This window comes from Mesorhizobium sp. CNPSo 4684 (assembly GCF_057784315.1).
In genome coordinates, this window is the sequence record NZ_JBWLUX010000009.1 from 170,065 (window position 1) to 186,404 (window position 16,340).

The window sequence follows — 16,340 nt, forward strand, 5'->3', positions numbered from 1 at the left end:
GGAGCGAGGCATAAACTTGTTTTCGACTATTCAGAATCTGAGCGCTCTGGTCTCCGTCGCCGTGTTCGTGGCGGCGGTGGCGCTTTTCTTGTTCGGCGCTCTCGTCTTTTTGCCGGCGCTGCAGACGCGGAAGCTGGTCGTTCAAAGCCTGATGGGAGAAGGGATTTCCGATCCGCGCACGCTCGTCGGACAGGAACAACTTGCCAAGATCGCCGCGCAGCGGCCGGTCGATGCATATTTTCGATCGATAGAAAAGGAGCGGGACGAGCCAAATGCCCTCGAAGCGAAGCTCTTTCGGGCGGGCTTCTATCAGCCGAGCGCTCCGCTCTTCTATACCCTGTCGCGCCTTGGTGCGGTCTGTGTCGGGTTTCTGGCTGTCTATGCGCTCCTGAACCGAGTGCTCCCGCCTTCCTTGCCCGGTTTCATAGGCTTTGCCGGAGCCGGCTTGTTCGGGCTCGCCTGCCTCGTGATTCCGAGCGTTTTGCTCGATCGCTTCGAGAGCGCGCAGAAGGAAACCTATCGTCGCGGCTTTCCCGATTTCATGGACATGATGATCACATGTGCCGACGCGGGAATGAGCCTGGAGGCGGCGGTTGAGCGCGTCAGCAGCGAATTGGCCGGCACCCACAAATGGCTCGGCATCCAGCTTGCGATCATGAATTTACAGTTGCGTGCCGGCAAGCCGCTACGGGAGGCACTGCGCGAACTCGCTGACCGTATCGGCCTGGACGAGGCGCGGGCGCTGGCTGTGCTGTTCAGGCAGTCGGAAGAACTCGGTACAAGCCTGACCGACGCTTTGCGCGTTTACAGCGAAGAGATGCGCGGCCAGAGAATTCTGAGTGCCGAGGAGCGCGCCAATTCGCTGCCGGTCAAAATGATGATTCCGTTGGGGCTGTGCATCTTCCCGGTAGTGATGATGGTGATCATGTTACCGGTGATCATTAGAATGAGAGGCATTTTCTTCTAGATGAACATGTGCTTTGGTCAAGAATCAGGTCGGACGACCCTTGGGGAGACTAGATGATAAGGCCAATGCGCCTCGTGGCCGCCGCCAGTCTGCTGATTGTTGTGCTTTCTGGTTGCCAGACGGCCGATCCCGATGGTGTCGTTCGCACCAATGAGCCGTCGAAAGGCGACGTCACGTCGTTTGGCGATGCTTTCGACGGGTTGAAGACAGTCGGCGATGTCGAATATTACGCCTCTGACCAGGCTGTTGCCGAAGCCAAGAACCAGTTCCGCGCCGAAAATTACGGCAATGCCGGCGCCCTGTTCTTCAAGGCGACGCAACTTGCTCCCAATGATGGTGGCGCCTGGATGGGACTGGCCGCCTCATGCGACCGGATCCACCGCTTCGACCTTGCAGACCGCGCCTATGGCCGTGCCTTCAAGCTGGTCGGCGCGACCCCCGAATATTACAACAATGTCGGCTATTCCTATCTGCTGCGCGGCAAGCTGCAGGACGCACGCGCGAATTTCCTCAAGGCCTACGAACTGGCGCCCAATGATCCGACCGTGGTCAACAATCTGAAGCTGCTGTCGTCCAGCGTGCAGAACATCGAGCGGTAGATGTTGTTTGCCGCGTCGCTGTCGATAAAGGCGCTTGTGATCCCCCTACTGGCGTGGGTCGCCTGGATAGACTTCTCGGCCCAGAAGATATCCAACCGTGATGTGCTGCTGCTCTTGTGTCTCGGGCTGGGATCGCTCCAGCTTGTTTCCATAGCAAGCGGATCGTGGTGGGACATGGGATTGAGCGTGATCGCCGGATTTGTGCTGTTCACCGCGCTCTTCCCGTTCTGGATTTTGCGCAAGGTCGGAGCCGGCGACGTCAAGCTGATGGCGGTCGTTCCGTTTCTGACCGGTGGAAACGGTCTGGCCCTGTTCTCGGTGTTGCTATTGGCTTTCGCCGTCGCCACCGTGGCGATCATGAAAAACCCTTTCATGCTGCCGGCAGGCGCGTTTCGCGTCTATATACAGCACTTGGACCGCAAGGGCGTCGTGCCCTTCGGCGTGCCAATTTCGGCGGCTGCGATCTGCACGATAGCGTTCCAGATTTATGCAAGTCTGGCGCTGGCGGGCAGCTCTGGAATCCTGGACCAGCTGCACTGAACCTCAGCTATCCGCTCGGTCGTCCCCAGACATGAAGTCAAAAGCGCAAATGCCTGGACTGAAACCGCCTAGCCGCGCCCCAGCTATTCCACGCTGAGCCGATAGCCGATGCCGCGCACCGTCTGCAGCCAGACCGGATTGGACGGATCGCGCTCGATCTTGCGGCGCAGCCGGTTGATCTGGACGTCGATGGTGCGCTCGCCGACTTCGGAATCGTCGCCGACCAGCTCATGGCGCGGTATGGTTTCGCCGGCGCGTGCGGCGAAGATCGCCAGGATCTCCTGCTCGCGGTCGGTCAGCTTCAGCGCCTCGCCGCCACGCTTCAGCTCGCGCCTGGCGATCTGGAAGGTGTAGGGGCCGAAGACCAGCTGCTCGACCTTGGGCGTGGTCGCCGGGCCGCCGCGGCGCAGGATGTTGTTGATGCGCAGGATCAGCTCGCGCGGGTCGAAGGGTTTCGGCAGATAGTCATCGGCGCCGGCCTCGAGCCCGGTGATGCGGCTGTCGGTCTCCGACAGCGCGGTCAGCATCAGGATCGGCACGTTCTTCTCCGCCCGCAGCGCCTTGGTAAGGTCGACGCCGGTTTCACCGGGCATCATGACGTCGAGGACAAGGAGGTCGAAGTCGAGCCCGGCGAGCTTTCGCCTGGCCTCGCCGGCATTTCCGGCCACAGTGACGCGAAAGCCGTTTTCGGTCAGATATTGCTTGAGCAAATTGCGGATGCGGGTGTCGTCGTCGACCACAAGCAGATGCGGCGCGTCATCGTCCGGCGCCGCCGGCTGGTCCACCCTCTCAATGGTCTCCATGGCTTTTCCCTGACATGTTTGCAGGCACAATGTCGATCTGCGCCCTTAGTTCCGGATTGACCATCGCTTCCAGGAATCTTTCGATCAAGGGGCGCTCGCCGGCTCCGGAATCTTCCAATGCAGCACGGATGCGGCGTGACTGTGGCCGCGCCAGGGCCAGCGCCAGGGCGCGGCCCTTGGCCGTCGGGTAGAGTTCACGCTGGCGGCGGTCGCGCGGGCCCTGCAACTGCACGATATGGTCGGTGTCGATCAGCTGCTTCAGCACCCGCGCCAGGCTCTGCTTGGTGATCTTGAGCACGTCGAGCAGTTCGGCGACCGTCAGCCCCGGCCGGCGGTTGACGAAATGCAGCACACGGTGATGGGCGCGGCCGAAGCCGTAATCGGCCAGGATCTGGTCGGGGTCGGAGGTGAAATCACGATAGGCAAAGAAGAACAGTTCGATGATGGCGAAGTCGATGCCGTCCTCGTCGGTGATCGCCGTCTTGATCGGTTTTGCTGGGCTTCGATCCGTCATCATTTCTCCGTCTATAGAGGGAAATTATGTCAGTACTATTGACGTAATTTCCCTGCAATGGTAATTTTTGACAAGCTTTTGGGCGGATTGCGAACGAAAAGGCAAGGGAGCGCGGTTTTTCCGGAACTTCCTGAGTTTGCCAGAGTTCGATTATCCGCTTACGCTTCAAGATATACGGCCGCCCGATGCGGCTGTCGCGAAACAAACAACAACACCAATGATGTGCGGGCCGCCGCCCGCGGGAGGTTTCCATGGCATCCGTTCCCTTCGACCAGTTGGAAGGCTTCATCTGGATGAACGGCGAGTTCGTCAAATGGGCCGACGCCAAGATCCACGTGCTGACCCACGGCCTGCACTATGCCAGCGCCGTCTTCGAGGGCGAGCGCGCCTATGGCGGCGCGATTTTCAAGCTGAACGAGCATACCGAGCGCCTGCATGAATCGGCGCGGCTGCTCGGCTTCAAGATTCCCTATTCGGTGGCCGAGCTCAACGACGCTTCGACCACGCTTCTGAAGAAGCAGGGTTTCCAGGATGCCTATGTCAGGCCGATCGCCTGGCGCGGCAGCGAACAGATGGGCGTGTCGGCGCAGAACAGCCGCATCAACTGCGCCATCGCCATCTGGCAGTGGCCGAGCTATTTCGACCCGGCGCAGAAGCTCAAGGGCATTCGTCTCGATCTGGCGGAATGGCGCCGGCCCGACCCGCGCACGGCGCCGTCGAAGTCGAAGGCCGCCGGCCTCTACATGATCTGCACCATGTCCAAGCATGCCGCCGAGGCCAAGGGCTATGCGGATGCCATGATGCTCGACTGGCGCGGCCAAGTCGCGGAAGCCACGGGCGCCAACATCTTCTTCGTCAAGGACGGCAAGATCCACACGCCCAAGCCCGATTGCTTCCTCGACGGCATCACCCGCCGCACCGTCATTGGCCTGGCCAAGGACCGCGGCCTTGAGGTGATCGAGCGCGCCATCATGCCTGAGGAACTCGAAGGCTTCGAACAGTGCTTCCTCACCGGAACGGCCGCGGAAGTGACGCCGGTTTCCGAGATCGGTCCCTACCGATTCGAGGTCGGCGAGATCGCCAAGACTTTGATGAACGACTATTCTGCCGCAGTGCAGCCTAAGCATGCGATAGCTGCAGAATAACGGAAATCACAGCTTTTTTCGCAAGCAGGGGCGGTTTTAGGGCCGCCCCTTTTATTTCAGCATTTACGCATTTGACTTTCGTCTAATTCGGCGTCTCATGATGGTGTCGGCCCGGGAGGCTGGCAGCTATGGAGGGACTAGGTACATGGATACGAACACGCTCATTGCGATCGTTGTGCAGGTAATAGCGGGTGTTGTCGGTGGTCAGGCAATCGGCGTTGCGCTGAAGAATGCGGCGATGGGCCAGTTGACCAAAATCCTGGGCGGCGCCATTGGCGGCGTCGGCGGCGCGGCGATCCTCGGCAGCCTGCTCGGCGGCGGCACGGTCGATCCGGCAGCGGCTGCGGCGGCAACCGGCGGGTTGGGCAGCGCGTTGAACATCGAAAACCTCGTCGGCGGCGCAGGCGGCGGCGCGATCCTGACCGGCATCATCGGTGCGGTCATGGGCGCGATGAAGAAATAAGCCTCGACATCTCGGGCTTCGTCATATGGGCGGCCGTTGGGCCGCCCATATCTGTTTTCGGGTCTGTCAAGATTGTCGCGCAGCTGTGGACGTTGCCGGCCTGTGCCTCTACATCACGCGAGACACAGCGAAAGGACAATCATGGGTCAGCTCAATGCCGGCATCGTGCCGGTCACACCCTTCCAGCAGAACTGCACCATCCTGTTCGACATGGATGACAAGCATGGCGTCGTCGTCGATCCGGGCGGCGACATCGACAAGGTGCTGGCGGTGCTGAAGGACAATGCGATCTCGGCCGGCGCGATCTGGATCACTCATGGCCACATCGACCACGCCGGCGGCGCCATGGAGCTGAAGGAAGCGCTCGGCGTCGAGATCATCGGCCCGCACGAGGCCGACAAGCCGCTGCTCGACAACCTGGAAAAGCAGGGCCAGCTCTACGGCATTGCAGGGGTGCGCAACTGCATTCCCGACCGGTTCCTCACCGAAGGCGAAACCGTGTCGTTCGGTTCGCATGTGTTCGAGGTGCTGCATTGCCCCGGCCATGCGCCCGGCCATGTCGTTTACTACAATCGCGCGGCGAAGTTCGCCCATGTCGGCGATGTGCTGTTTCGCGGCTCGGTGGGGCGCACCGATCTGCCGGGCGGCGATCATGCGACGTTGATCGCCTCGATCAAGGACAAGCTCTTGCCGCTCGGCGACGACATCGGCTTCATCTGCGGCCATGGCCCGGGCGGCCGTTTTGGCGAGGAGAGGCGGACCAATCCGTTCCTTGCTTAGCGATGTCTTTCTGCCAACAAAAAAAGCGCCGACCTTGCAGTCAGCGCTTTTTGTTTGGGGCAGGGAAGCCTAATTAGCGGTGCAGAAATGCTGCTCACCGTCATTGCCGGTGAACGTGCCGCTGCGGGCGTTGAAGGTCCGGTAGCGGTCCGAGCAGTATTCGTACCAGTCGCGAGTCCACGGCTCGGCATAGCGGTCGGCATAGACAACCCTCGGCTCGGCATAGTAACGGCGCACCGGCCGCACTTCGCGATAGTCGTAGTCGTCGTCATAGCTGCTGTAGCGCGGCTGCGGATTGCTCAGCGCTCCGGCGATCAGGGCGCCGGCCGCAAGGCCGACCACACCGGCTGCAAGCGCGTCACCATTGTGGTGACCATGATGGCGATGACGCCATTCGTCGGCGTTGGCGGCGGGCAGAGCGGCGAGCGTGGTCGCGGCGAGTGCGGCGCCCAGGATGGCGGTCTTGAAAATGCGATTCATTTTGGTCTCCTTCGTGCCGGCCCGGGTAGTTCTAGGGGATGCGGTCCGGCCTTGGGGACGATTAATAGGAGACCGTGGCTGAACGGGGGCTGAACGGAATTTACACCTCTGAATTCAGGCCATGCGGCAAAAACCAAGCGCGTGCGGAAGGCGCTCCGCCTCGTCAATCTCCGCCCAGACTGTCTTGAGCCGGCTCAGCCGACCGACAGATTGACGGCCTTCGGACCCTTGCCGCGCTTGTCCGGCTCGGTGTCGAATGTCACTTTCTGCCCATCCTCAAGACCGGGAAGACCCGACGCCTGCACGGCGGAAATGTGTACGAAGACATCCTTCTGGCCGTCGTCCGGCGTGATGAAGCCGAAGCCTTTGGCATGATTGAAGAATTTGACGGTGCCGGTCTGCGGCATGGGAAGCTCCCTTTGATCCCATAAAGTCAGTTTCGGGCCGGCAAATGCCCGAAGGGAAATTTGTCCTTTATTTTAGCGCTATCGGCAAGAGAAAGTTTTGGCGAGGCCGGCAACGGTCGAGGGGTGAAATAGATCGTTGCAGGCAAGGCAATTCGCGCCAGACGATCGCGCCGGCGATCAGCCATTCGATGAACGGGTCGGGCGTCCTTTGCCCATCCCCGGCGGCCATGAAAAAGGCGCGACGGGAAACGTCGCGCCTTCGAAACCCTGGGACGGCTGACAATGCCGGTTCAAGCACGCTTTCAGTGCTTCCTTGGCGCGCCCTGACGGGCGCGCGGGCACCGCCGGCTCAGGCCGCGCGGAGATTGACCGCCTTCGGGCCCTTGCCCATGCGGTCGGGTTCAACGTCGAAGGTGACCTTCTGGCCGTCGACGAGCGTACGCAGGCCCGAAGCCTCGATCGCGGAAATGTGGACGAACACATCCTTGGCGCCGCCGTCGGGCGTGATAAAGCCGAAGCCTTTGGTCGCGTTGAAGAATTTAACGGTGCCGGTCTGGGCCATTGGGGAAACTCCTTCACCCGTGTCAGTCTTGTGGTTTGCCCGCCGCCTGGCATCGTGGGCAAGTCCCGGTGGTTGCTTCGGCAGTCCTGCATTTGCGCATGGTAAAACCCCCCGCCGAAAACGGGGCCGTCAGAGATTCACAGTATCGGGGAAAGGTCGTCCAAAACGTTCCGCTCTCCGGGTCGCAAATGCCCGAACACAAATTTTATCGCACGGAAACGTGATAGTTGCAAGATAGCGCCGCGGGCCGCGACCATCAACGCATCCCAACGCAGGCGCTTCGATAAACCCGGCCCCGTTGGCGGTCATCAGCCAGAGCCCGGCCACGCATGGTCCAGCTGATATAATCCAAGGTTAAAACAATGCGGGGAGGGGTATCGCATGGCTCCGCCGCGCCGCAAACAGGGGTTGCATTTGGCAAGGGAATGGCGAGGATCGACAGGCGCGTTTTGCGCCGGGACGGGGGTTCTCGAGGGAGGCATATTCATGAGATTTCTTGCGACGATTTTCTCGCGCCAGGGTTTTACCATTCTCTTCCTGTCGGGTCTTCTTGCGGCCTGCACCGTCGTCGTCGACGACGGGCCGGGACCCCGTCCGCGGCCGCCACGGCCGGAACCGGAATTCTGCACCAGGGAATATGAGCCGGTTTGCGCGCGCCGCGGCGGCGATCGCCAGACCTTCGCCAATGCTTGCCTCGCGGAGCGCTCGGGCTACCGCATCGTGCGCGACGGCCCTTGCCGTGACGGAGGTGGTGGTGGTGGCGGCGGCAGCGAAGAGCCGACGTTCTGTACCCGCGAATACGCGCCGGTCTGCGCCCGCCGTCATGGCGAGCTGCGCACCTTCCCCAATGCCTGCGAGGCCCGTGCCGCCGACTATCGCGTCGTCGACAACGGCCCCTGCTGAGAGGGCGCCTTTACCTTCTCCCCTTGTGGGAGAAGGTGGATCGGCGCGTTAGCGCCGAGACGGTTGAGGGGTGTTGGACGGAATGAGGCGTTGGTGTCTTCTGGAACACCCCTCATCCGACCGAGCTTCGCTCGGCCACCTTCTCTCAGAGGGGAAAGGCAAGGTCGCGGATCAAATCGGAATGGTTGCCTACACCGGATACGCCCCGTCGGCGGGGCCGGCGTAGAGCTCTGCGCCGTTCTCATCGCAGATACGCAAGCGATCGGGAATCTGCGGCATGGCCAGCGTATGGAACAGCGCGGTTGCGCCCTGCAGGGCGGCGCGCAGGTTGGGCGCTTCCAGCGACACTTTGTCGAGCGTGGCTTCGTCGGCGTCGCGCGAACGGTAGAACTCGATGAAGAAGTTCAAGCACGTCTCCGTGGCAGAGCGTTGCGCGAGCTTGTTGCCGTCACCTTGCGCCTAGAGCGTTTCACCGTTTCCCGGAAACGGCGAACCGCTCTATCTCTGTTTTTTCGCAATTCCCTAGGGAAAGCGCTACGCGCTTTTCCCGGGAAAACCGCTCACACTTTTCCTGGAATTGCTCTAAGGCGACGGAGGGGCGCACGAAGCGCCCCTTGCCGGTCAGTTTTTGGACTTCGGCTTCAGGCCGCTCTCGGCCTGCTTGACCGACGAGCCGAAGGGGGCGGCGGGCTTGGCCACGACCTTATCCTTCTTCGGCTTGCGCGTTTCGCGGTTGCTTCGCTGTTGACCCTTGGACATGGACTGCTCCTGGTGCGTGTTGGCTTAGCTTTGCCGGCGTTTCAGGCGGCCGGGTTGTTGGCAGCAACCAGATCGTCGGCCACTTCGAGATTGTCTTCCGTGGTCACCCGCTCATAGGTCTCCTGCTCGCTGCGGATGCGGTATTGCGGCGAGCCGTCCTTGACCGGCAACCTGCTCTTGATCTCAAACAGTTCCACGGGCTTCTGGAGCATCCCGATGCGGCTCTTCATGCGGACCGTCTGGCCGACGGCGAAGCGGTGCGAGGGCGTGTCGGTGCGCGGACGCGCATTCTGCTGGAAGCGGATCATGCTGCGTTCTCCTGGTCGCGCCTCAGCGCTGTTTCGAGTTCGAGGTAGTCGATGGCGACAAGCTGGCTGGTGGTCGGGTTCTTCACTGCCCTTGCCGGCAAATGGATGAAGGTGGCGATGCGACGCCAGGCAAGCCGCGACATGCCCTCGATCAGCTCTTCGTCGTGGTCGATGTCATAGTCGCCGGCCGGCAATTGCCCTTCCAGCCCGCCGAGCACGAAGGGTGCTGCGAAATGGGCGATGGAATGGGTGGTGCGCTCCGACATTGGCTTGGCTCTGGTTCCGCCTGGACGCGCTGCACGCCACTGTGCCGGCAATTCAGATATCGGCGATTTGGAATGAGTTTGGCGGGTCGAGAACTTCTGACGCCGCGATATGCCAAGCTTGGCCCAAAAACGATCTTGCAATCCATAGCCTTAAACAGCGGCTTGTTCAAGATAATTTCTGGCTAGATTCGACCGGACTAAAAATTTAATGCATATAAATCTTGGATAAAACTGCTATGACGTCATTATATCAACAAATCCCTTATCGATGGCGTGCCGGAATAATTGTCCCGTCGCCCGCTTTTATTTTTCCTGAAAAGGCGAAAACTATGAGAATCATGAAAACACCGGACGGCCCAGCCATAACCATCGCGCCAATCGTCGCGTTCCCGAAAGCCCTCTCTGTGCGCCTGACGATAAGGAGCGACGAAGCGGCACGGCGCAAGATCGCCGACACCGACGGGACGCTGCGGCGGGAGCGCCAGCTTGCCGAAAGCAACCGGCTGATTTGACCGGGGCTTGGTCATGACCTGTAGCGCTGCGCGCTCGCTGGACACCCCCGCAGCACTTTGATTTTACGCACGGTTGTTGCTCTGACCGAAGCGACACCCCGGCCGCGATCTACCCTTGAATCTGTCTCTTCCATGCCTTAGGTCCGGCTAGCGGACAAACACGGCAGGTTTCCCATCAACAGAGATCAGAGAAGAGCGGCGGGTGCTGGAGCTGGCGGACAGCCGCCGCTGGGCCTCGACCAATATGTGCAGCAGGCGCTGCAGCTGCACCAGGCCGGGCGCAGGCAGGAGGCCGAGACGCTCTACCGGCAGGTGCTGGCGCGCAAGGCCAATCACGCGGCGGCGGCGCATTTCCTGGGCCTGCTGCTGCACCAGACCGGGCGCAGCGCCGAAGGGCTGGAGCTGATTGAGCAGTCGGTGCGTCTGCAGCCGAAGAATCCCGATTTCCTCAACAATCTCGGCACGGTGATGCGCGATCTCGGTCGCGTTGCAGCGGCGGCCGATTTCTTCCGTGGTGCGGTCGATCTCAAGCCCGACCAGCTCGCGGCACGCGATAATCTGGGGTCCGCGTTGAAACAGCTCGGCCAGTTCGAGGCGGCCGAAACGATCTATCGCGGCACGGTCGGACGCAACCCCTTCCATGTCCGCGCCCGCATCGGGCTTGCCGAAACGCTACAGGAAGCCGGGCGTCTGGACGAGGCACTGGCGACTTTTCGCGAGGCGCTGACCATCCGACCCAAGGATGCTGACCTGTTGCACGGGCTCGGCGTCGGGCTGATGGAAAAAGGCAAGCTCGATGAAGCCGCCGACCTGTTCCGGCAGGCGCTGGCGATCGCGCCGGGCATGGCCAAAGCCTGGCTGATGCTGACGCAGGTCAAGCGCCAGAAGGAGCGCGACGCCGAACTCGCCGGCATGGAGGCACAGCATGCCAAGGCGCCGGCCGACAGCCTGGCGCGCATGCAGCTCTCCTTCGGTCTCGGCAAGGCCAATGACGATTTGAAGGATTACAGCAGGGCCTTCGACTATTTCGCCGAAGGCAATGCTATTCGCCGCAAGGGCATCGACTACGATTCCGTCAGGACACGCGACGAATTCGAGGCGATGAAGACGGTGTTCGACACCGGCTTTTTCGAAAAGCACAAGCCGAGCCCGATTTCCAATGACACGCCGATCTTCGTCGTCGGCATGCCGCGTTCGGGCACCACGCTGGTCGAACAGATCATCGCCAGCCATCCTGAGGTCTACGGTGCGGGCGAGCTCAGCATTTTGAAGACCGCGGTCGGCAAGCAGTTCCCGACAAATATGCCCGGCGGCTTCCCCTGGGGACTGGTTGATGTATCCGACGCGGAGTTTGCCGAGGCAGGCCAAGCCTATCTCGACATGCTGCATGCCCGCTATCCCAACTTCAGGCATGTCACCGACAAGATGCCCGGCAACTTCCTGCTCATCGGCTTTATCCATATGATGCTGCCGAAGGCGAAAATCATCCATTGCGCGCGCGATGCGGCGGCGACGTGCCTTTCGATCTACAAGGTGCATTTCCGCGGCGACAGTCACCGCTACGGCTATGATCTCGGCGAACTCGCCGACTTCCACAATCTCTACACCGACATCATGGCGCATTGGCGCCGCGTGCTGCCCGGCGTTGTCCATGACGTGCGTTACGAGGATTTCGTCGCCGACCAGGAGGGACAGACGCGGGCGCTGATCTCGCATCTTGGCCTGCCCTGGGACGACAAGGTGCTGTCGTTCCACGAGACCGATCGTCCGGTGCGCACGGCCTCGGCCGCGCAGGTGCGCCAGCCGATATATCAGGACTCGGTCGATCTGTGGAAGCGCTATGGAGACAGGCTGAAGCCTCTCCTCGACAAGCTGGCCTGAGGCAGCGGCTATAGCTCCACGAACGGTTGGAAGCCGCCGTAGATCATGCGCTTCATATCGAAGGGCATAGGTCCCCAATCGGGCGTGAAACGCGGATCGGCCATCACCTTGGGCATCACCGTGTCGCGGCTTTCCCTGGATTCATAAACCACCCAGGCGAAGACGACGATCTCATCGTCCTTGGCCTGAACTGCACGCGGAAACGAAGTGACCTCGCCATTGGGCACGTCGTCGCCAATACATTCGACATAGGCGAGCGCGCCGTGCTCCATCCATATCGGGCCCGCGAGGTTGGCCAGTCTCTTGTAGTCATCGAGATTTGCCTTGGGCACGGCGAGCACGAAACCATCGACGTAGGACATGGGGTTCTCCTTGGTTGGTGGCGTTCTTCCTTCTCCCCTTGTTGTGGGCGAAGGTGGATCGGCGCGCAGCGCCGAGACGGTTGAGGGGTGTTCCAGCTTGGCGCCAAGTTACCCCTCACCCGGATTGCCAGCCGAATTGCAAAGAGCAATTCGGGGCAATCCGACCTATCCCACAGGGGGAGAGGTAAGAAGCGTCAGCCTTGCTTCGCCGGTGCGTTCATCGCCCACTCGACACCGAAGGGGTCGCGCATGTTGCCCCACTGGTCGCCCCAGAACATCAGCTGGAGCGGTACGGCGACTTCGCAGCCGGCATCGACAGCGCGCTTCCACCAGGCGTCGATGTCGTCAGCGCCGAGATGGAGCTGCATGGTGTAGCCCTGCGGCTTGACGGCGGGCATGCCGTTTTCGGGGTAGAAATCGGAGATCATCAGCGTCGAGCCGTTGATGTGGAGATGGATGTGCATGGTGCGGCCCTGGTCGTCGGGCGGATAGAAGAACACCTGCTCGGCGCCGAAGGCCTTCTTGTAGAATTCGGCTGCCTTGAAGGCGCCGTCCAGTTGCAGATAGGGGGTCAATCCACCGAGAACTTTCGCGGCCGGCTGAACGGGGGTCTGGTCGGTCATATCTTGCTCCTCTTTGCGTTTGGTCTGGGCGCTTGATCTGGTCTTGCGAACCCTAGGACGAACGAGGCGGCGGCAATCCTACATGGCCGCTACGATTTTTTTGGCGTGAAAGGAACTTGCGCCGGCGGCGCCCAATCAGAGCGCAATCCTCGCGGCCCGCGGGCTAGAAAAGGGACCGCTTCTTCAACCCGTTGAGACGACAATGATCCTCTACTACCAGACCCATTCGCCCTTCGCGCGCAAGGCGCTCGTCTTCGCCCATGAGGTCGGCCTTGCCGATCGGCTCAAGATCATTCACGACGAGACCAGCCCGACCTTGCGCAACGCCCGTGTCTACGCCGAAAATCCGCTCGGCAAGGTGCCGGTGCTGCTGCGGCCGGATGCGTCGCCGCTCTTCGATTCCGATGTCATCTGCGCCTATCTCGACACGCTGCATGACGGCCGCAAATTGCTGCCGCAGGATGGCGAGGCGCGTTGGCAGGCGTTGCGGCTGCAGGCGGTCGCCCAAGGCTTAGCGCAGACGGGGATAGGCTTGCGCTGGGAGACGGAAAGGAGGCCCGAACAATTGCGCTATGCTACGCTCGCCCAGGGATACCGGGACAAGATCGAGGCGAGCTACGACTGGATCGACAGCACGCTGGATGATGAGGCGCCGCTCCATGTCGGCCACATAGCGCTTGCCACCACGTTGTCCTGGATGGCGTTCCGCCAGCTGCCGTCGTTTCGCGCGCGTGTGCGGCTGACGCGCTGGTTCGAGGCGTTCGAAAAGCGCGCATCGATGCAGGCGACGCCGCTTTCGGGCGATACGCATGACTGAGCAAAGGTCGCTCCGCGGCGGCCTGCATCGACAGCACTTCTCCCGGGCCGCATGGTCAGGGCGCCCTGCAGATCCTCGGGCCGTTTTGCGCGTCGATGACGATTTCAGGCCAGCCGATATCCTTGCGCAGTTCGATCGGCAGGGCGAGCAGCTCGCGCTCGCTGCGATGGCGGGCGCGGTTCTGTGCGTAACGGGTGGCGACGCGGCCTATGGATGACAGAATGGACATGATGCTTTCTCCTCAGATGAAGCCGGCATCATCGTGTCGGCATCCCAAGGACGCAGCAGGTTCAGGCGATCCGACAGAGCGCCGAAATTATTTTAGAGAACCGACGCGGCGAGGGCAGTGTCGTAATACTCCACCATCTCGACCACCTTGCCGTCGCGTACCGTCCAGAAATCAGCGGTACGCATGACAAGCTCCTGGCCGTTGGTTCTGCGCGTCAGATGGATTTCGACCTGCGCAGCAATTCTGTCGCCGCTATGGATGAAGTCGACCGGACGAAAGCTCCGGTATTCGAAGTCATTGTCCAGTGACATCAGGCGGGCAAGGAACTCCTGCTTGCCGCTGCCGGCCCTGATAAACGGGGATTCCGGTTCGGCGACCCAGCGGAAGACGACATCGTCGGCGCAGTGGTCCAGCGCACCTTTGATGTCGCGTTTTGCATATGCCTCATAAAGGCTCTTGACGACGTCCACCCCACCCATGACCGTTTCCTCCCTCGGTTTGTGGAAGCTTCAGAATGCGCCTTTTCCGGCCGATGGGGAAGTATGGTTGTGCTGCCAATACTTTTGACGGGCCGGCAGTACTTCCAGATGCCGGCCCGTACCATGTAGTCACCACTCAATCGGCTGTCTCGGCGACCGAGCGGAAGAATTCTTCCGGATCCTCGACTTCGGTCAATCGCCGTTTGTCGACCAGCCAGAAGCGGTTGCCGATGGCGCGGATGAAGGAGCGGTCGTGCGAGGCGAGCACGCAGCTTGCCTGGTGCTTCAACAACTCATCCTCCAGCGCCTCCTGGCCGTCGATATCGAGGTGATTGGTCGGCTCGTCCAGCAGGTAGAAGTTGGGATCGGCGAGCCTGAGCGCCAGCATCATCAGCCGCGCCTTTTGGCCACCGGACAGCACGCCGATCTTCTTCTCCTGCATCTCGATGACCACGCCGGCGCCGGCAAGCAGCGAGCGGGCGCGCTGTTCGCCGACATCGTAGCGGCACGAGACCATGGCCAGCGGCGTGTCGTCGCCGCTGATGCCGGCCAGCGCCTGGTCGCTGTAGCCGAGCACCGTCGACGGGGTCACCTTGACATTGGACACTGTGTCCGGTTCGGCGATGGCGTTGCGGATCAGGTTGACGAAGCGCGACTTGCCGACGCCGTTGCGGCCGAGCAGCACGATGCGGTCGCCCTGGCAAATGTGGCGCTTACCGGTCTTGAACAGCAGCGTACCGTCTGGCGTTTCCACCGCTGCGTCGTCAAGCGTGATCAGCACCTTGGCATGCGTGCCGCGGTTCGCCAGCCTGATCGCTCCGGCCGATTTCTCGCGATGCGCTGATATCGCGGCGTCTTCGAGCTTCTCGGCACGCTCCTTCAACTGCTTGGTCTTTACCGTCAAAAGGTCGCTGCCGGAATTGATGCCGATGTTGTTGAGCTTGGCGGCCTGTTTGCGCAGCTGCTGCGCCATCTTCATGTCGCGCTCGAACCGGCGCGCCATCGACGCGTCCAGTTCGTCCAGCGCCTGCCTTGCCCGCGAATAGGGCAGTGCAAACACCGGCGATTCTTCCGGACGCAGGAACAGCGTGCGGTTGGTGACGGCGTCGAGGAAGGCGCGGTCATGGCTGGCGATCACCACCGGCACCTCGCGCGGCAGCGCGTTCAGCCAGCTCTCCAGCTGGCTGATCTTGGCGAGGTCGAGATGGTTGGTCGGCTCGTCGAGCAGCAGAACGTCGGGATCGGTGACCCAGACACGGGCGATCAGCGCCAGCCTCTGCCAGCCGCCGCTCAACGCCTGCATTGGCCGCTCGCGCATCGGCTCCGGCACGTCGAGCGAATCCAGCACCACGTCGACCCGCCACAGCTCGCTGTCGGCCTGCTCGGCCGGCAATGCGTCAGCCACCACCTGATGGAAAGTGCGGCTGAGAAGGGCAGGGGGAACCGACTGTTCGACATGGCCGACGCGCAGGCCGCGCGTGCGGGTGATGTCGCCGGAACTCGGCTCCGTCCCGCCGGTCAGGCATTTCAGCAAGGTCGACTTGCCGCGGCCATTGGCGGCAACAATGCCAAGCCGGTCGCCGGTGCCGATGGTGAGGTCGAGATTGGAAAACAGCGGCGCACTCATGGTGACGCCGAGGGATTTGAGGCTGATCAGGGCCATTTGATTTCTCTGGTCTAGCCGGAGACAGCTCCGGGTGCACTTTGACGGTGCGCTTGCCGGCATCAGGCCAGGCGTTGCGCACCACGAAGGGCAGACCAAAAATCGAAGCGGGAAAAACCCGTGATGTCCCTGGTCAGCCCTGCAAGCTAGCTCGCAGGGCAGAAATCGGGCCACGCTGACGATGGTGATCGATAAACACGCAGCCCTCCTTTCAAGACAGACGTTGAGTGTGCGGGAGCGATTACACCAAAGGCGGGGGTGGAGGCAAGTGGGTGGGG

The 16,340-nt window shown here is 61.6% G+C and carries 24 protein-coding genes; 10 read left to right on the forward strand and 14 right to left on the reverse strand.

Translation table 11 applies throughout. The features are described from left to right. Positions 1-16 precede the first annotated feature (16 nt). The 3 genes from AC04SG_RS10680 to AC04SG_RS10690 are packed head-to-tail and all read left to right on the forward strand — an operon-like array spanning position 17 to position 2,106. On the forward strand, positions 17-967 hold the full coding sequence (locus AC04SG_RS10680; protein WP_488550991.1) for a type II secretion system F family protein: 951 nt from the start codon (positions 17-19) through the stop codon (positions 965-967). 53 nt (positions 968-1,020) lie between these two features. Then, positions 1,021-1,566: a tetratricopeptide repeat protein gene (locus AC04SG_RS10685; protein ID WP_488550992.1), complete on the forward strand. Its 546-nt coding sequence runs from the start codon at positions 1,021-1,023 to the stop codon at positions 1,564-1,566. Then, on the forward strand, positions 1,567-2,106 hold the full coding sequence (locus AC04SG_RS10690; protein WP_488550993.1) for a prepilin peptidase: 540 nt from the start codon (positions 1,567-1,569) through the stop codon (positions 2,104-2,106). It abuts the gene before it with no gap. A gap of 83 nt (positions 2,107-2,189) precedes the next feature. Here the strand turns inward: AC04SG_RS10690 and AC04SG_RS10695 are convergent, their stop codons facing one another. Both AC04SG_RS10695 and AC04SG_RS10700 read right to left on the reverse strand, forming a co-directional pair. Further along, positions 2,190-2,909 (reverse strand): response regulator, encoded by a 720-nt coding sequence (locus AC04SG_RS10695; protein ID WP_023744302.1) that lies wholly within the window; start codon positions 2,907-2,909, stop codon positions 2,190-2,192. Then, positions 2,896-3,423, reverse strand: coding sequence for a MarR family winged helix-turn-helix transcriptional regulator (locus AC04SG_RS10700; protein WP_488550994.1), 528 nt, complete (start codon positions 3,421-3,423; stop codon positions 2,896-2,898). The genes AC04SG_RS10695 and AC04SG_RS10700 overlap by 14 nt, the downstream gene beginning before the upstream one ends. 251 nt (positions 3,424-3,674) lie before the next feature. Between AC04SG_RS10700 and AC04SG_RS10705 the strand changes: the two genes are divergently transcribed. The 3 genes from AC04SG_RS10705 (at position 3,675) to AC04SG_RS10715 (ending at position 5,811) form a co-directional block, all read left to right on the forward strand. Next, on the forward strand, positions 3,675-4,568 hold the full coding sequence (locus AC04SG_RS10705; RefSeq protein WP_112561042.1) for a branched-chain amino acid aminotransferase: 894 nt from the start codon (positions 3,675-3,677) through the stop codon (positions 4,566-4,568). 145 nt (positions 4,569-4,713) lie between these two features. Next, on the forward strand, positions 4,714-5,031 hold the full coding sequence (locus AC04SG_RS10710) for a hypothetical protein (protein WP_112561041.1): 318 nt from the start codon (positions 4,714-4,716) through the stop codon (positions 5,029-5,031). Positions 5,032-5,172: 141 nt separating this feature from the next. Beyond that, entirely contained in the window at positions 5,173-5,811 is a 639-nt protein-coding gene (locus AC04SG_RS10715; RefSeq protein WP_488550995.1) for an MBL fold metallo-hydrolase, read from the forward strand. 69 nt (positions 5,812-5,880) lie between these two features. Here AC04SG_RS10715 and AC04SG_RS10720 read toward each other — a convergent pair whose 3' ends face one another. The 3 genes from AC04SG_RS10720 to AC04SG_RS10730 form a co-directional block, all read right to left on the reverse strand. After that, on the reverse strand, positions 5,881-6,291 hold the full coding sequence (locus AC04SG_RS10720) for a BA14K family protein (protein ID WP_203277209.1): 411 nt from the start codon (positions 6,289-6,291) through the stop codon (positions 5,881-5,883). A gap of 194 nt (positions 6,292-6,485) precedes the next feature. After that, a complete protein-coding gene (locus AC04SG_RS10725) occupies positions 6,486-6,698 on the reverse strand; it encodes a cold-shock protein (RefSeq protein ID WP_112561038.1) in 213 nt (70 codons plus the stop codon). 349 nt (positions 6,699-7,047) lie between these two features. Continuing rightward, positions 7,048-7,260 carry a cold-shock protein gene (locus tag AC04SG_RS10730; protein ID WP_006202520.1) on the reverse strand — a complete coding sequence of 71 codons (213 nt, stop codon included), beginning with the start codon at positions 7,258-7,260 and terminating at the stop codon, positions 7,048-7,050. 486 nt (positions 7,261-7,746) lie between these two features. Here AC04SG_RS10730 and AC04SG_RS10735 point away from each other — a divergent pair, with 486 nt between their 5' ends. After that, the gene (locus tag AC04SG_RS10735) at positions 7,747-8,163 is read left to right on the forward strand and encodes a Kazal-type serine protease inhibitor domain-containing protein (protein WP_488550996.1); all 417 of its coding nucleotides are present in this window, start codon (positions 7,747-7,749) and stop codon (positions 8,161-8,163) included. Positions 8,164-8,352: 189 nt separating this feature from the next. Here the strand turns inward: AC04SG_RS10735 and AC04SG_RS10740 are convergent, their stop codons facing one another. The 4 genes from AC04SG_RS10740 to AC04SG_RS10755 all read right to left on the reverse strand — a co-directional run bounded on the left by AC04SG_RS10740 (position 8,353) and on the right by AC04SG_RS10755 (position 9,496). Beyond that, on the reverse strand, positions 8,353-8,571 hold the full coding sequence (locus tag AC04SG_RS10740; protein ID WP_488550997.1) for a hypothetical protein: 219 nt from the start codon (positions 8,569-8,571) through the stop codon (positions 8,353-8,355). A 213-nt stretch (positions 8,572-8,784) separates the two neighbouring features. Further along, the gene (locus tag AC04SG_RS10745) at positions 8,785-8,922 is read right to left on the reverse strand and encodes a hypothetical protein (RefSeq protein ID WP_192257804.1); all 138 of its coding nucleotides are present in this window, start codon (positions 8,920-8,922) and stop codon (positions 8,785-8,787) included. A gap of 41 nt (positions 8,923-8,963) precedes the next feature. Next, on the reverse strand, positions 8,964-9,230 hold the full coding sequence (locus AC04SG_RS10750; RefSeq protein ID WP_488550998.1) for a hypothetical protein: 267 nt from the start codon (positions 9,228-9,230) through the stop codon (positions 8,964-8,966). Continuing rightward, complete coding sequence (locus AC04SG_RS10755; RefSeq protein ID WP_192257805.1) at positions 9,227-9,496, reverse strand: hypothetical protein; 270 nt, start codon at positions 9,494-9,496, stop codon at positions 9,227-9,229. Before AC04SG_RS10755 ends, AC04SG_RS10750 begins: the two co-directional genes overlap by 4 nt. Positions 9,497-9,732: 236 nt before the next feature. Between AC04SG_RS10755 and AC04SG_RS10760 the strand changes: the two genes are divergently transcribed. Continuing rightward, on the forward strand, positions 9,733-10,008 hold the full coding sequence (locus AC04SG_RS10760; protein ID WP_488550999.1) for a hypothetical protein: 276 nt from the start codon (positions 9,733-9,735) through the stop codon (positions 10,006-10,008). A gap of 246 nt (positions 10,009-10,254) precedes the next feature. Next, positions 10,255-11,889 carry a tetratricopeptide repeat-containing sulfotransferase family protein gene (locus AC04SG_RS10765; RefSeq protein ID WP_488551000.1) on the forward strand — a complete coding sequence of 545 codons (1,635 nt, stop codon included), beginning with the start codon at positions 10,255-10,257 and terminating at the stop codon, positions 11,887-11,889. An 8-nt stretch (positions 11,890-11,897) separates the two neighbouring features. On the opposite strand, the gene AC04SG_RS10770 is transcribed toward AC04SG_RS10765, so the two are convergent. Both AC04SG_RS10770 and AC04SG_RS10775 read right to left on the reverse strand, forming a co-directional pair. Then, complete coding sequence (locus AC04SG_RS10770; RefSeq protein WP_112561032.1) at positions 11,898-12,251, reverse strand: DUF1428 domain-containing protein; 354 nt, start codon at positions 12,249-12,251, stop codon at positions 11,898-11,900. Positions 12,252-12,445: 194 nt separating this feature from the next. After that, on the reverse strand, positions 12,446-12,874 hold the full coding sequence (locus tag AC04SG_RS10775; RefSeq protein ID WP_488551001.1) for a VOC family protein: 429 nt from the start codon (positions 12,872-12,874) through the stop codon (positions 12,446-12,448). Between the two features lie 202 nt (positions 12,875-13,076). Here AC04SG_RS10775 and AC04SG_RS10780 point away from each other — a divergent pair, with 202 nt between their 5' ends. Further along, a complete protein-coding gene (locus AC04SG_RS10780) occupies positions 13,077-13,691 on the forward strand; it encodes a glutathione S-transferase family protein (RefSeq protein ID WP_488551002.1) in 615 nt (204 codons plus the stop codon). 55 nt (positions 13,692-13,746) lie between these two features. On the opposite strand, the gene AC04SG_RS10785 is transcribed toward AC04SG_RS10780, so the two are convergent. From AC04SG_RS10785 to AC04SG_RS10795, 3 genes are all read right to left on the reverse strand, one after another. Continuing rightward, positions 13,747-13,920 (reverse strand): hypothetical protein, encoded by a 174-nt coding sequence (locus AC04SG_RS10785; RefSeq protein ID WP_185970417.1) that lies wholly within the window; start codon positions 13,918-13,920, stop codon positions 13,747-13,749. 92 nt (positions 13,921-14,012) lie between these two features. After that, positions 14,013-14,399, reverse strand: coding sequence for a nuclear transport factor 2 family protein (locus AC04SG_RS10790; protein WP_488551003.1), 387 nt, complete (start codon positions 14,397-14,399; stop codon positions 14,013-14,015). Between the two features lie 136 nt (positions 14,400-14,535). Then, positions 14,536-16,062 carry an ABC-F family ATP-binding cassette domain-containing protein gene (locus tag AC04SG_RS10795; protein ID WP_488551004.1) on the reverse strand — a complete coding sequence of 509 codons (1,527 nt, stop codon included), beginning with the start codon at positions 16,060-16,062 and terminating at the stop codon, positions 14,536-14,538. Positions 16,063-16,340: the final 278 nt, after the last annotated feature.